We start from the raw sequence: 16,390 nt of genomic DNA, 5'->3' as shown, positions 1-16,390 counted from the left end.
GCCCCAATCGGTAGGCCTCTAACGATTTTAACAGAAAACGGAAATGGAACAATTTAATCAACAGCCTCCGGGCGGGCAGCAGGCCTTCCCTCAGACAAATCAACAAGAGAAACAACTGATAGCCATCCTTGGCGTACAGGGATTGTCTTACCAGAACTATTCGGTGGTAGAACTCAAAATCGTTCTACAGATTATCAGGCATGCCCAGAAAGTTATTCAAGACTATGTAGTGCCTTATCACACAACTTCACAAACTTTTAATGGCTTCACCGCAGAACAGAGAGCTGCAGACCACACCGATGTCATCATGAAACTGTCGGAGTTTCCTTATGGTGCTCATCATTATCCGCAATTGCGCGATGCCATCAAGCGTATAGAATCCCAGCCCATCCTGCTGCCGTTTAAGCAGGCCGAGCGGACATTATACCGGAAATTTTCATGCCTGTTTAAGAGTGAGATATACCAAGACCGGCACAAGAACTGGATGGTAAAATTCCGCTTCGACAACAACGTGATACGGTTTTTCTACAGTTATGAAAAGGGAGTCAGCCATATCGACCTCAATGCCATCAAGCAATGCCGCAGTGCATCGAGCATCAAGTTATATATCATCATGAACTGCTGGGGTGCAAAGGGATTCACTATCTGCAAAACGGCGCACTTCCAGCAACTGATGCATGGCAGGGCTGATTATTACAAGACCTGGTCGGAACTGGACAGAAAATGTCTGGTAACCGCCTGCAAAGATATCAAGCGCCTTTACCGTAACCGCATCATCGACCAGTATCTTGCCTATAAGCCTTTCTTTCTGGAAGAGGGTGAAAAAGTGAAGCATCACCTGCCCGAGCACATCACCTTTACCCTGCACGACCGCCGCACTTCAGGCGAAACTGCAGAGGGTGGAGAAGTGAGCAGCGAACTGAGAGGGCAGCGGAGCAAACTGAAACTCCGGCTGCAATGCAATTATGATGTGAGCGAGAAGAAGGCTGAGCAGTTGAGCGGCTATCTCAGGTTAGATATGATTGGCGACCTGGAGGACTTCTTCCAGCGAAAGGATTATTACATAGCCAACTGCAGGCGTTCGAACAAGAAGATGAACACGGGTGGCTATATGACCACAGCCATGGTAGGTTTCTTTAAGGATCATGGTGTAGAAGGATTGTAAAAAATATAAAGCTTATGAATTATCCCCAACGTATGTACAGCAAGACCGAACTCGGTCTGCTCTATTTTCCCGATACAACCGACGGGGCGACAGCGCGCCGTCATATCATGGACTGGATCAAGCGTTGCGAGCCTCTCTGGAACGAGCTGCAGCGCCTAGGCTACCAGAATCGTAGCCAGTATTTCCCTCCCCGCCAGGTATCCACCATCTTCGAATATCTGGGCGAGCCGGGGGCATAAAGAGAATGTTGAATGTTGAATGTTGAATGTTGAATGTTGAATGTTGAATGTTGAATGTTGAATGTTGAATGTTGAATGTTGAATAAAAAAACTCCTGAAGTTTGTTTCAAACAACTTCAGGAGTTTTTTTATGGTATGCTCGGCACGAGCATTGTCTAACGGGTGCAAGTCCCGAGATAGTTTGTTTACCACTTAAAGAGGTGAGGAACAAACTCCTTGAAGCAGCGGCGCCAGGTGAGCCACTCATGATGAGTGCCTGGTGATACATAAACATCGAGCTTGATGCCCAGATCCTTCAACTGCTGTGCCATCTTCTCTGTACCGAAGTTCTCTTCCGAACCGCAGCCCATAAACATATAATGAATGTTCTTGTTGTATTTCTCTGCATCGGCAAAAACTCCATTGAAACAGGTCTTTACATCCACGCCAAAGAGTGCACCGCTAAAGGTTCCAAGGGCAGAAAACTTGTCCATGTGAGGCAATACCGTGTTGAATGTCTGGCAACCGCCCCATGACAATCCAGCCATCGCACGATGTTCGCGGTCGGTATAAGTGCGGAATGTCTTGTCAACCATCGGAATCAGATCCTTGATAATCACATCATAGAAAGAAGCTCCATAGTGGCTGCGCTCTTCATCTACATTCTTGCCTGGACGGGCAACGAAAGGCTTCTTTACATCGCCACTCTCCATGACCACAATCATAGGCTCAGCCTTGCCTTCTGCTATCAGGTTGTCCATGATGTGCTGCATCATTCCCTGCTTGCTCCAGCCCGTTTCGTCTTCGCCCATGCCATGCTGCAGATAGAGCACAGGATAGCGCTTGGTGGTGTTGGTTTCATATTCCGCAGGGGTGTAAACCATGGCGCGGCGGAACTGCTTCTGGGAGGCTGCATAGTAAGATACTGAACGAACCTGACCGTGGGCTACGCCCTGCTGAGGACGATAGTAGTTGCCTTCTGCTCCTTCTGGTACTTCCAGACCGCCTGCTTCACGGCAGCAGCCGAAGTAGGTTTCGCTGGCAGGGTCAACAACCTGCACGCCATCTACATTCAGAAAATAGTAGTGGAATCCTACTACCAGCGGATCGCTCACGCCGTACCAGTCGCCATCCAAATCCTTTTTCATCTCATATTGCTTGCCGCAGATGTCGAAGATTACTTTCTTTGCCTCAGGAGCATGGAGCTTTACATAAGCTCTGCGGTCCTTATCTACACGCGGATAGTTGCTGTCTGGAATGATTCCCTGCAGGGCGAGCATCATGTTTGCATAGCGCTTGCCCATGGTGCGGTAGCTTTCTGCGATGAAGTGGAGCCCGTCGCCACGCTGCGGACAGCCCTTTGAAGAAATGACGTGGGCTGTAGGAATGGTCTTGGCAATATCATCAACGATGGCAATATGTGCCCAGCATTTTCCGCCCATATCCTTCTGTACGGTTTCGCCTACGAGCAGAGGTACGTCTTCTGCCTTCAGATTCAAATCCTTCAAGATGTCGTTATAAACAGTCTTTACTCGGTTAGGCCAGTTGGCATCGCCGTTGTTGGTTTCGCCCTGATGCAGGAGGATGCCCTTGATAACACCCTGCTTCTTGGCTATTTTTGCCAGTTCTATCAGTCGGGCGTATGGATTTCCGTTGTACTGGGAAGCAAAGTTCTTCATCCAGTCGGGTTGTTTCTTGAGATAAGCCTTATAGGTACGCTTATCGAAGAGGTCGATGCTGGCTCCGCCCACGGCCACGGTGATGGTTCCCACCTTGATGCTGTCTGGCAGGTTATCCACCATCTTTCTTCCGAAATAGTCAACAGGAGTCAGTCCGGTAGAGGGTCTTGCCTGTGGCGGCACAGCGGTGTGCCATTGTCCCTTCTTCCATCCCGCCTTTTCATCATCCACGGCATACATAGCCTGGAATCTCGGGTTCACGCCCGTTCGGTCGATGTCTTCGATAGCCGCATTTCCTTCCATGTTCGACTGTCCGAAGCAGAGATAAATCTGAAAATTTGGATCAGGCTTTTCCTGAACCTTACTGCCCGTTTTCTGTGCCATCATAGGTAGGCACGCCATCGCGAGCATCGATGCTAAGATTGATAATCTATTCATAGTTTATATTTAATTAAATTATTAGATTGATTTTCATCTTCTGTTCTGTTTGCAAAGTTATGAAAAGATTTCCATACGTGCTTTGTCTCATATATCAATAACTTTTCCCTTTGTTATATAATAAGGTGATTCTTTTTTCTCAGGTCTCAGAATATGTTTCATTTTGTCTCTTTTTGGGTAGATGTTATTTGTGATAAAGTATTTGTTACTTGAGATAAAATGCGTTTTAATGTTTTTATCTATTTTTGCGACATGTTTCAGCATCCTTAATGAAATTTTAGAGAATTTAGGATGTATATATAATAATGTAATATTAAACAACTGACTAGTAAGTAAAACTATTAATCTATTTTTAAGATGAAGAATTTAAAAATGATTGAAAAGCCGTTTGTTTTGCTATTCCTGCTCTGTTTGCTTCCTTTGGGAGTTTCGGCTCAGAGCATAGTGAAAGGTATAGTGACTGATCCAAGTGGAGAACCTGTCATTGGTGCTACTGTTAAAGTAGATGGTAGCAAGCTGGGTGTTGTTACCGACTTGGATGGTAAGTTTAGCGTTGATGCTGCTCCTGATGCAACATTGACTATTACCTATGTGGGTATGGAACCTAAGACCGTGAAAGCTCAGGCTGGTAAAACACTTTCCATTACCTTGAAGGATGATTCTAAAGTTCTTAATGATGTCGTTGTCATCGGTTATGGCGTTCAGAAGAAGAGCGACCTGACTGGTGCCGTTGCATCTATCAAGAGCGATGACATCAAGGGTTTGTCAGCTACCGATGCCGGTGCTGCCCTCCAGGGTAAGGCTGCCGGTGTGCAGATTATCAACTCGGGTGGTCCGGGTGAGGCTGCCGATATCCGTATCCGTGGTTATTCTTCCAATAGTGGTAATATCGGTCCGTTGCTCATCGTCGATGGTCTGAAGGTGGATAACATCCAGTACCTGGATCCATCTATGATCGAGAGCATGGAGGTATTGAAGGATGCCGCTTCTGCTGCCATCTATGGTGCGCAGGCGGGTAATGGTGTCGTTATCATTACTACCAAGACGGGTGCTGCCAATGGCGGTAAGGCTCAGATTTCTTACAGCAGCAAGTTCACCATCCAGTCGTTGGGAAAGAGGGCTGAAATCTTTGATGCTCCTGAGTATATTGAGTATCATAAGTATTTGGGCGACTTGAACGATGATCTTCTGAAGAAGAACAATTATAATGGTCAGAACACCAACTGGTATGACGAGGTGTTTGAGAATTCCTTGGCTCACCAGCATAGTCTCACCTTGCAGGCAAGTAACGGTAAGGGCCGTTTCCTCGCCAGCCTGAATATCCTGAACAATGATGGTATCGTTAAGGGTAGCAAGGATACTTATAAGCGTTTCACGGGTCAGATTAATGCAGACTATGATATCTATAAGTGGTTGAACGTGACTACTAATACATCTTTTGAAAAGTGGAAGACCAAAGGTGTGACTAAGGGTTATGGTTCATTGCTGAACTCTGTGGTTTCTATCGATCCTTTGACTCCAGCTTATATCAGTAATGTGGAGGATTTGGCTCCTGGCATGAAGGCAAAGGTAGAAGCCGGTGGCCCAGTTCCAAGAGATCCAAGCCATAACAATGACTACTATGGTACTTCTAAATATGTAGAAGATGCTACTGGTAACCCTCTCTATCAGCGCGACCGCCATGATACATGGAATTCTGGTATCAATGTACGTGGTACCGTTGCTGCCAATATCAAGCCATTCAAGGGCTTTACATTTACTTCTCGCTTAGGTTATCGTATCACTCAGAGTAACTATCATAACTACGAGACTCCATATTGGTTAACATCTATGGCACATAGTGAAAACTATACCATTGAAGCGAATACCAATAATGGTTTGTACTATCAGTGGGAGAACTTTGCCAACTATTTGACAACAATCGGCAAGCACACTATTGGTGCCATGGCAGGTATGTCGTTTACCAAGAATCATTGGGATAACAGTTCCATCAGTTCTACAGGAGGTAACATACTCACATCTTATGAGCCAAACTTCCATTACATCAACTACTTGTTGGCTGATGCAACCAAGAATGTAGGTAACGCTCCTTCAGATGCCACAGAGTTATCTTACTTTGGCCGTGTATCTTACAGCTATGACAACCGTTACTTCATGCAGGTTAACTTCCGTCGTGATGCTTTCGATACATCAAAACTTTCAAAGAAGGCACGTTGGGGTAATTTCCCATCAGTTTCAGCAGGATGGGCTATCAGCAATGAGAAGTTCTTCAAGGACAATATAAGCCGTGATGCCATTTCTTTCTTGAAACTTCGTGGTTCTTGGGGTCAGAATGGTAACGTCAATATCTTGAGCGATTATCGTTATGCTTCTACCATAGCTCTTAATCAGAGTTTCTATCAGTATAATCCTTCTATCGGTGATGGTAAGCTGACTTTAGGTTCTAAGCCTTCTGGACTTGCTAACCCAGACTTGAAGTGGGAAACTTCAGAGCAGGTTGACCTTGGCCTTGATGCGCGATTCCTTAACGACCGTTTGACTTTGGGCTTAGACTGGTATCGTAAGACAACCAAGGACCTCTTGATTGAAATCACTCCTATTCCAGAGATTGGTGTAAACACGAGAGTTGTTAATACAGGTAAGGTACTTAACTCTGGTCTTGATTTCGAGTTGGGTTGGAGAGATCACATCAAGGACTTTAAGTATAGTGTGACCGTAAATGGTTCAACTCTGAAGAATGAGGTGAAGGAGGTTTCTAACCTTGTAAGCCGTTTGACCGAAGTAGGTATCGATGGATTCAATAACCAGCTTAAGCCTACATTCGAGGCTGGCCATCAGGTATGGTATTTCCGTGGTTACAAGTATGCAGGTGTAGCCGAAGATGGTAGCGCTCTCTATTATAATAAGAATGGCGAAACAACTTCAGCTCCAACCGATGAAGATAAGCAGGATTTGGGCTCAGGTATTCCTAAGTTTACTTATGGTATTACTCTTAATGCAGAATATAAGGGCTTTGACCTCACCGTATTTGGAACAGGCTCTGCTGGCAACAAGATTTACAACTTGATGGTTTCTGCAGACCGTCCGTTGATCAATGGAATTGATACCTACTGGAAGGATTCTTGGAGAGCAGACCGCACCAATGCTAAATATCCTGATATGAAAAAGGTTGCTACAGACTGGAAGTTCTTCAGTTCTGATGCAGCTGTGTTCAGTGGCTCGTATTTCAAGATCAAGCAGATTCAGTTGGGCTATACATTGCCAAAGGCTATCTCTAGCGTGGCAGGTATCAGCAATCTTCGTGTATATTGCTCACTGGATGATTTCTTCACCATCACCAAGTATCCTGGTGCTGATCCGGAGACCGCTTCTATGAATAGTGGCGCATCTCGTGGTTTTGATAATGGTACTTATCCAACTTCCAAGAAGGTGGTATTTGGTATCAATGTAACATTCTAACCTTTAATATTCAAAAACAATGAAGAAAATATTATTTTCAACAATATTGGCTCTTGCTGCCACAGGAACAATGACGCTCACGACATCTTGTGAGGATCAGCTTGATATTGAGCAGAAGGGTGTAATATATACCGAGAACTTCTATAAGACCGATGCTGATGCAGAGGCAGCCCTCGTTGCTGCATACGAAGGCTTTATGTGTAATGTGGTGGGACGTAACCACGATGGTGGTGGCCCAAGTATTTATACTCCATTGAAACTGATACTCAATGAGTGTGGAGACGATGTGTTGGCAGCAGGTGCCAACTCTGGTGATAATACGTTTGGTATCATGCTCAATCAGTTCTATTATGATGCTGAGGCTGAAGTGCCAAAGCATATGTACACAGGCCTCTATCACTCTGTATATACCTGTAACCTTGTACTCGATCACTTTGCCAAGGGTACTACCGCTGTGCAGAAACGTTGCGCCGCAGAGGCTCGTGTGCTTCGTGCTTATGATTATTTCCTGTTGGCTAATCTTTGGGGTACTCCACCATTGGTAACTCAAGCTCTGGATCCTTCTGCACAGCCTTTTAATTGTGATAAGGATCCTGAGCATCCTATGAATCACCAACAGTTGATAGAGTGGATTGCGCAGGAATGTGAGAATGCTGCCAACGATTTGGATGAGCGTAAAAGTAAGGATGACAAGGATGGAGCAGTGAAGGTAACCAAGGGCTTTGCATATGCTCTGGCTGGTAAGGCTTACCTCTTCGCCGGTAAATATGAAGAGGCTAAAACTGCCCTTAAAAAGGTTATAGACTCGGAAAAGTATGATCTTGTTCCTGGTGAGAAATATGCCGACAACTTCCATATCGAGGGTGATGCCAACGAGGAGAAGGTATTTGAGGTCAACTTCGAGTATAATACAGGTAAGACCAATTGGGGTGGTATGATTCAGCGTTCTAGCTGGATGGAGACCAACTATTGGGATTGGCGTGCTGATCACTTTGTTGTTTCTCCTAACAAGGTTTATTGTGGCGGCGTTGATGGCTGGGGTGGCCTTGGCGTGCCTCAGTGGTTTGGTGACGAGTTCTATAAAAATGATGGTGATCACTCTTATCGCTTGAAGGCTACTTTAAAGCATATTGATGATGCGGTTTATCATATGCCTTACGGCAAGGATGAAATCGATAAAATGACTGACGAGCAGAAGAAAACCAGTGACAAGATTGGCATCAATGACCCTGTTCAGGGACTCTACGGCAACTCTACCTGGTTGGCGTTCAAGCAAATAATGAGAGCTTCTGATACTCAAGGCAAGAAATATGGTGATAACATTCGCTTGAATAATTATCTTGTCATGCGTTACGCTGAGGTTTTGCTCAATTATGCAGAGGCTTGTCTTCAGACAGGCGATCAGGCTGAAGCTAAGAGATATATCAATATGATTCAGGAGCGCGCCGGTTCAAAGACAGTCAGTGAAACTGTTGATATGGATGTGTTGAAGAAAGAAAAGTCATATGAACTTTGGCTTGAAGGCTGTCGTTGGTTCGATATCATGCGATGGAATGATACGAAGGCCATTGAGCGTTTGACTAAGGCTGGTACAGTCGTGCCACATTTGTTTGATAAGGTTTTCAGAGCTCCAAAGGCAGACGACCAGGATGTAACTTGGGAACATGGATCAGAAGCAAACAGCCGTTTCTATACGACCAACACTCCTGAGACTAATTTCAAGGTAGGTTTCAAGGAGGGCAAGCATGAGTTCTTCCCTTATCCACAGACCGTGTTGGATAAGAATCCTAACCTGAAGCAGAATCCTGGTTGGTAATCATGAAGTTGTTTTGTTAATATAGTGTTTTAAGTTTAAAGAACTATAGATTGTTTGACAATTAGGGGGTGTTTTGAAAAAAAGCACTCCCTTTTTTCTTCTTTAAAGGAATTTGCGTATGAAAACATGGATGTGTGCCTTGATGCTGGCGTTATCGACAGGAGTTTCGGCTCAGAACCCGATTATCAGCGGACAGTATTCTGCTGATCCTACGGCTCGCGTATTCAACGGGAAGGTATATCTTTATCCTTCTCATGATATTCCGAGTCCTATCGAGAAACTGAAGGAATGGTTCTGTATGGCAGATTATCACGTTTTCTCTTCCACTAATCTTACGGAGTGGCAGGATCATGGAGTCATCGTTTCGCAAGACAAAGTACCTTGGGTACAGGACGGCAGTTATACGATGTGGGCTCCTGACTGTGTAGAGAAAGACGGAAAATATTATTTCTATTTCCCTGCCGCTCCGAAAGGGGAGGAGAAGGGATTCGGAATAGGTGTGGCGGTTGCTGACCAGCCTGAAGGACCGTTTATGCCGATGTGGAAACCCATAGAGGGTGTGCACGGCATAGATCCTTGTGTGCTGATAGATAAGGACGGACAGGCTTATATCTACTGGGCTGGAGCAGGATTGCACATGGCTAAGCTGAAACCAAACATGACGGAACTTGCCTCGGAACCCAAACTGGTAGAGGGGTTGCCTGAAGGATTCAAGGAAGGACCATTTGCCTTCGAGCGTAACGGCAAGTATTATTTCACCTTCCCTTGGGTACGTGAAAAGGATGGAACCGAAACGCTGGCTTATGCCATGGCTGACCATCCGATGGGACCTTTCACATTCAAGGGTATCATCATGGATGAGTCGCCAACGAAGTGCTGGACCAATCATCACAGCATCGTGGAATATCAGGGACAGTGGTATCTCTTCTATCATCATAATGATTATTCGCCAAAGTTCGACAAGAACCGCTCGGTGCGAATCGACTCTCTGAACTTCAATCCTGACGGAACGATACAGAAGGTGATACCTACGCTAAGAGGTGTGGGATTGACGAACGCTCGTTCGCGTATTCAGATTGACCGCTATTCTGCGCTGCAAGGCAAGGGTATTGGTATTGAATATCTGGATAAAAACAATTGTTTCGCCGGATGGGAGACTCTCTTTTCTAAATCGAATACTGCCCTTATATATAATAAGGTGGATTTCGGTAATGAGAAGGTGGAAGAAATCACTGTTCGTGCCAAGTCTTCAAAGGGCGGTGTGCTCGTAGTCAGAGCCGATGGCAAGAAGGGTAATATCATTGCTAAGGTGAAGATTCCGAAGTCGGCAGCCTGGAAGAATATCCGTGCCCAGGTGCTTCATGCTCCTCTGGGCGTTCATGCTCTCCATGTATCCTTGCAGAGTGGTGCCGACGTAGAGGTAGACTGGCTGGGCTTCGATGCGTTGCCTTGGGAAAAGGGAGCTTTCGAAACTCACCAGTATCGTAATCTCTTTGCCGAGATGGGCTATAAGCAGGCTGATATAGACAGGAAGGTGAACGAAGTGTTCAATGATGTATTCTACGGTAAGAACAAGGTCTATTTCGAGGTGGGCGATTCCATGGGATATGTCAGCGATATAAAGAACAATGATGTGAGAACCGAAGGCATGTCGTATGGAATGATGGCTGCCGTGCAGTTTGACAAGAAGGACATCTTCGACCGTCTCTGGCGATGGAGCAAGAAATACATGCAGCATCAGGAAGGACCTTATAAGGGCTATTTCGCATGGAGCTGCAAGACTGATGGAACGAGAAATGCGCAGGGTGCCGCATCGGATGGTGAACTCTATTTCGTAACTTCGCTCATCTTTGCATCCAACCGATGGGGCAATGATACAGGCATCAACTATCTGAAGGAAGCGCAGCATATTCTGGATTGCAGCATGCAGAAGGCGGGAATGGACCGCACAGCTCCGCTCATCAATCTCGAACATCAGCTCATCACCTTTACGCCCGATCATTGGGGCGGGAAGTTTACCGACCCTTCTTACCATCTCCCTGCCTTTTACGAGGTTTGGGCGAAATGGGCTAACGACGGACGGTCCCAGTTCTGGAAGGAGTGTGCTGAGAAAAGCCGTGAGTTCCTGCATAAGTGTATCAATGAGAAGACGGGCTTGAACCCAGACTATTGCAACTATGATGGCAGTCTGATGAAGACCGGTCAGTTGCTGGGTGATGCATTCCGTTATGACTCATGGCGTGTTCCAATGAACATAGCACTCGATTATTCCTGGGCTTGCAAGGATAAGGAGTGGCAGCAGAAATATGCCAATACGCTGCAGAACTTCCTGTATAGTAAGGGCATTGATTCTTTCCTGGACCAGTATAATGTAGATGGAACGATGGTAGAAGATATTCTGCCGGCAGGTACGGCTCCTAAGGCACTCCGCCATTCCATCGGTTTTGTTGCCACTTCGGCTGCGGCTTCATTGGTCAGCAATCATGTGAAGGGCAGGGAATTCGTCAGTCATTTCTGGAATGCCAAGCATGAACCAGATAAAGAAGGCTTCTTCGATGGCTACTACGACGGACTGTTGCGTCTCTTCGCCTTCATGCATCTGAGTGGCCGTTATCAGATTATCGAACCTCAATAATAATGAATAGTCTATGTACAACATTTTCAATAAAATAGTTAGATTGTTTTGTTTATGTGTATTCCTTTTTGGGCATTCCTCTGCGGATGCTCAAAATAGGAATTTACCTGCAGACATCAATCCTTATTTCGGACCAGTCGGGAAGCAGGCTGTCATGCCTAATGCGGCTGGCTTTATTCAGAGATGGTTGCTCCTGGAGCCCATCTCTATGCCGGTCAAGAGCAATGTCGTTTTTACTGATTCTTATCTGAAGGAGATATTCCATACGCAGTATTTCCCTAAACAGATGGAAACAGTTCCTAAGGATGGAGCCGTCGTGAAGGTGGGCAAGGAAAAACTGAAATGGCATGCGCTGGACAGTAAACTGTTTAATGTGAAGCTCTTCCGTTTCGCCACTTCGTTTAAGAAACCCAAGTATGGTGTCTTGTTCTGGGCGGTTACCATTATCGATTGCCCTGAGGAGATGAAAGACGTCCGCTTGTCTGTTGGCTCGAATGGTGCGTCCATGTGGTGGCTCAATGGTGAGGAGGCGGTGATGCTCGAAGGCGACCGAAGAATGGTTCGCGATGATGTGGTTTCTAAGAAGCTTACCTTGAAGAAAGGTAGGAATATCCTTCGTGGTGCGGTAATCAATGGTCCTGGTATGAGCGACTTCTGTGTCCGATTCATCGACGGACAGGGCAAGCCTGTCAGAAACCTGTCTATTCACGTGAAGTAGTGCAATCAATAAAGAAAGTTATGAAACAGAACAATATATTTTTCAGATATTTTAGCCCGGTTGCTGCTCAGCAGAAACTTTATGCCGCAGCTTTGGTTGCCTTGTTGTCTTCCTCTGCTTACGAGGCAGAAGCCCAGGTGGGCGAACCTTTCATTCATGATCCTTCTACTATTGCCCTGTGTGATGGAAAGTATTATACCTTTGGAACGGGTGAAGGTGGAATCTGGTCGGAGGATGGCTGGACCTGGCAGGGTGGTGCTGTTCGTCCCGGCAGAGGAGCGGCTCCTGATGTGTTGAAGATTGGCGACCGTTATCTTGTAGCCTACAGTGCTACGGGTGGTGGATTGGGGGGCAGTCATCGCGGTGATGTCCTGACGATGTGGAACAAAACGCTCGATCCGAAATCGCCTGATTTCAAATATACTGAACCAGTGGTGGTAGCTTCTTCATTGGATGATGAAGACTGTGATGCCATTGATGCGGGCTTGTTGCTCGACCCTACTACCGGCAGACTCTGGCTCAGCTATGGTACCTATTTCGGATTTATCCGTCTGGTAGAACTCGACCGGAAGACAGGTAAGCGGATGGAAGGCAACGAACCCGTCAATATCGCCATCGACTGCGAAGCTACTGATTTGATTTACCGCAACGGCTGGTATTATCTTCTCGGCACTCATGGCACCTGTTGCGATGGTCCTAATTCTACCTACAATATCGTGGTGGGACGTTCGCGAAAGATAACCGGTCCATACGTAGATAATGTGGGCAGAGAGATGTTGCAGGGCGGTGGAAAGATGGTGATTGCTGCCAATAATCTGAAGACGGGTCCCGGTCACTTCGGACGCTATATTGAGGAAGAGGGTGTAGAAAAGATGTCGTTCCACTATGAGTCTGATTTCAGACAGGGAGGACGAAGCGTATTGGCTATCCGTCCTTTGTTGTGGAAGAACGACTGGCCTGTGGCTGGTGATGAATTTCATGCCGGAACCTACGAGATAGAATCGGAACGAAGAGGCTATGCCCTGGAGATTGCCGTAGATTTCGTGAGAATGCAACGTGATATCGAACCTTTCTGGATCAAGCCAACCAAGCCTCTGAAGAATATCGAACCTCAGACCTTGAAGGAGGTAGAGGCAGAATGGCCTAAGGGCGAGGTAAAGGTGAGAATGAACGATTATATGTTCCGTCCTCATCAGAAGTGGAGTATCATGCTTGCCGGAAAGGGTGGTTATCTGGGTGGTCCTTATTATAAAATCTGCATAGAAGGCACTACTCGCTATCTTACCGCAACTGCTCAGCATGATGTCATCGCCAAACCTGAATTTACGGGTGAAGATGCCCAGCTTTGGCGCATCGAGCAGCTCACCGATGGCACCTATCGCATCATGCCGAAGGCAGTGTCAGGCACTGAAGAGAAACTGGCATTGGTTTCACTCGGCGATTGTACCCCAGGCTTGGCTCCCTTCGATTTCAACAGCGATAATTCTAAATGGAATTTCAGACAACAATAAATTCATGATGATTTGACAATCGAGAAGCGTTCCAATCGTATTATCCCTGTCTTTCTATGGATTTGATGCAGTCTTTTGCAGTCGAAATACTATCTTATATATTTGGAACTGTACAAATCATAAACCCTCTAATAAAATAAACAGAAGTATGCTAAAGAATTTATCTTTCATTGCCATTTTGGGCATCGCTGCCGTTGGTGTTCCAAGTGAACTCAGCGCCAAGAGCGTAAAGGTGGCAGGCACCCAGAAAGGTGTGGCTGCCAAGTCTATCACCCGTCAGGTGGCTCAGCAGAATGTAACCATCGAATTCTATTCTCCATCCATCGTCCGCATCTTGAAATCTGATGCCGGACTTGGTGCTCTTGTTCAGAAGAAAAGCTATTCTGTCATCTTGAAGCCTCAGCAGCTGAAGGATGTTCAGATACAGGAAAATGGAGATGTTGTAAATGTTAAATCTAAATTCATTTGCGTCGAACTGAACCAGCAGACTGGCGAAATCCGCTTCCTTTCGAAGGATGGAAAACTGCTGCTTACCGATACGAAGACCCGTCTGGAAGCTCGCAAGGATGAGGCCAATAAGGGCAAGTACCGCATAGAGCAGGACTTCCGCCTTGCTGATGACGAGGCAATCTATGGTCTGGGACAGTTGCGTGATGTTTATATGAATCAGCGTGGCCGCCAGAATATTGAACTCTGGAATCATAACACTTACATTGCCATCCCTTATTTCACCAGTGAGAAGGGCTATGGTCTTTACTGGGACAATGCAGGAAAAATAGCAACCAGCCATCATGCACTTCCTTTACCAGTGAAGTGGGAACCTGCGCCGACTACTATTTCATGTACAAGGATGGTACGCAGGATGGAGTCATCGCCAGCATTCGTGAACTCACCGGACAGGCTACAATGTTCCCGAAATGGGCGATGGGCTTCTGGCAATGCCGTGAGCGCTATAAGACCAGCGATGAACTGGCTGGCGTGTTGGACAAGTATCACGAACTGAAGATTCCTACTGATGCCATTGTGCAGGACTGGCAGTATTGGGGATGCGACTCCAACTGGAATGCGATGAAGTTCCAGAACCCATATTATATTAATAAGGTGGGCGACCCAGCCTATGCCAAGTATCTTCCTGCCGATATGAAGCAGATGAAGGCACAGGGAGAACCCCGCCTGAAGAGTCCGGAAGAGATGGTGAAGTATGTTCACCAGAACGATGCCCATCTGATGATTTCCATCTGGGCTAGTTTCGGTCCTTGGACAGAGCAGTATCGTGAACTGAAGAAGATGAATGCCCTCCTTCCTTTTGAAACGTGGCCAAGAAACAGTGGTGTGATGCCATACGATGTCTTCAATCCGAAGGCTCGCAACCTCTACTGGAAGTATCTTACTCATCTCTACCAGATGGGTTTTGATGCCTGGTGGACCGATTCTACGGAGCCAGACCATTTTGAGAAGCCGGGCGATGAGAACTATCAGACCTTCGATGGTTCATGGTTGGGCGTGAAGAACGCCTTCCCATTGTTGCACAACAAGAGCATCTATGAGCACCAGAGAGCGATGAAGGGCGACACAAAGCGTTCGCTCCAGATGACCCGAAGCGGCAGTCTCGGTATTCAGCATTATGGCACCATTTGCTGGAGCGGTGATGTGCTGGCTTCCTGGAACGAGATGAAGAATCAGATTCCATCGGGCTTGAACTTCTCGCTCTGCGGTATCCCATTCTGGAACACCGACCTGGGTGGTTTCTTCTACTGGGAGTTTGAACAGAATCCAAAGAATCCAGCCATTCAGGAATTGCAGACCCGCTGGATGCAGTGGGGAACCTTCATGCCATTGATGCGCAACCACTGTTCTTCGCCGATGGTAAGCGAACTGTATGAATTCGGAAAGCAGGGCGACTGGGCTTATGATGCTATGATTAAGGCCATCAAGCTGCGCTATCGACTTTTGCCTTATATCTACAGTACGGCTGGCGACTGTGTACAGAATAGCGGAAGCATGATGCGTGCCCTGGTAATGGATTATGCGGCAGACAAGAAGGCTTCCCGTCTGAACGATGAGTATCTCTTCGGCCGCAACATCCTGGTGAAGCCGGTAACCGATCCTTTATACACCTGGAAGGATAAGGAGAAGAAGGGCCATACCATCTATCCTGATGTAAGGAAGGCAGCTGCGCCTGTGAATGTTTACTTGCCAAAGGGTAATAAATGGTATGATTTCTGGAGCAATGCCCAGTATGAGGGCGGTCAGGATATCCAGCGCCTTTGTCCTATCGACATCATGCCTGTGTTCATCAAGGCTGGTACCATCCTGCCATTCGGTCCTGAAGTTCAGTATAGTTCTGAGAAACCTTGGGATGAGTTGGAAATCCGTGTTTATCCAGGTGCAGACGGTTCGTTTACACTCTATGAGGATGAGGGCGACAACTACAACTATGAGAAGGGAAAATTCTCTGAAATCCAGTTTGTTTGGAATGAAGCAGACAGAACCCTGAACATCGCTCCACGCAAGGGCATCTATAAGGGAATGCTCCAACATCGCAGATTCCACATCGTACTGGTGGATGCCAATAGTGGAGCGGGCGATCAGCCTATGCAGGCAAACAAGAGTGTGGAATATGACGGAAAGGCTGTAAAGATACAGCTGTAAGTGTTACATCATATAAAGTATTTGATACTTGTGATAAAGTAGTATTCTGCTTTTTTGTTTATCTTTGCAGCGCAAATAACAATTTAATATACTAATAGC

General features: G+C 46.4%; 8 protein-coding genes and 1 pseudogene. 8 read left to right on the top strand and 1 reads right to left on the bottom strand.

Features of this window, described 5'->3' with window-relative positions:
* Positions 1–43 precede the first annotated feature (43 nt).
* Both RCO84_RS11075 and RCO84_RS11070 read left to right on the top strand, forming a co-directional pair.
* Positions 44–1,165: a replication initiation protein gene (locus tag RCO84_RS11075; protein ID WP_317585119.1), complete on the top strand. Its 1,122-nt coding sequence runs from the start codon at positions 44–46 to the stop codon at positions 1,163–1,165.
* Between the two features lie 14 nt (positions 1,166–1,179).
* On the top strand, positions 1,180–1,404 hold the full coding sequence (locus RCO84_RS11070) for a DUF4248 domain-containing protein (protein ID WP_006846252.1): 225 nt from the start codon (positions 1,180–1,182) through the stop codon (positions 1,402–1,404).
* A 185-nt stretch (positions 1,405–1,589) separates the two neighbouring features.
* On the opposite strand, the gene RCO84_RS11065 is transcribed toward RCO84_RS11070, so the two are convergent.
* Entirely contained in the window at positions 1,590–3,464 is a 1,875-nt protein-coding gene (locus RCO84_RS11065; protein ID WP_373690152.1) for a sialate O-acetylesterase, read from the bottom strand.
* Between the two features lie 393 nt (positions 3,465–3,857).
* On the opposite strand from RCO84_RS11065, the gene RCO84_RS11060 reads away from it, so the two are divergent.
* From RCO84_RS11060 to RCO84_RS11030, 6 genes and pseudogenes are all read left to right on the top strand, one after another.
* Positions 3,858–6,959, top strand: coding sequence for a SusC/RagA family TonB-linked outer membrane protein (locus RCO84_RS11060; RefSeq protein WP_317585117.1), 3,102 nt, complete (start codon positions 3,858–3,860; stop codon positions 6,957–6,959).
* Positions 6,960–6,978: 19 nt separating this feature from the next.
* Positions 6,979–8,775 carry a RagB/SusD family nutrient uptake outer membrane protein gene (locus tag RCO84_RS11055; protein WP_317585115.1) on the top strand — a complete coding sequence of 599 codons (1,797 nt, stop codon included), beginning with the start codon at positions 6,979–6,981 and terminating at the stop codon, positions 8,773–8,775.
* Positions 8,776–8,893: 118 nt separating this feature from the next.
* A complete protein-coding gene (locus RCO84_RS11050) occupies positions 8,894–11,410 on the top strand; it encodes a glycosyl hydrolase family 8 (protein ID WP_317585113.1) in 2,517 nt (838 codons plus the stop codon).
* Between the two features lie 154 nt (positions 11,411–11,564).
* Entirely contained in the window at positions 11,565–12,128 is a 564-nt protein-coding gene (locus tag RCO84_RS11045) for an acetylxylan esterase (protein ID WP_264906484.1), read from the top strand.
* A gap of 20 nt (positions 12,129–12,148) precedes the next feature.
* Complete coding sequence (locus RCO84_RS11040) at positions 12,149–13,639, top strand: family 43 glycosylhydrolase (RefSeq protein WP_317585111.1); 1,491 nt, start codon at positions 12,149–12,151, stop codon at positions 13,637–13,639.
* A 148-nt stretch (positions 13,640–13,787) separates the two neighbouring features.
* Positions 13,788–16,291, top strand: a pseudogene (locus RCO84_RS11030) (TIM-barrel domain-containing protein).
* Positions 16,292–16,390: the final 99 nt, after the last annotated feature.

It is taken from the genome of Segatella copri, assembly GCF_949820605.1.
Taxonomy (GTDB): Bacteria; Bacteroidota; Bacteroidia; order Bacteroidales; family Bacteroidaceae; genus Prevotella.
Note: the sequence above shows the minus strand (reverse complement) of the source record. Positions and strands in the feature narration are given on the sequence as shown.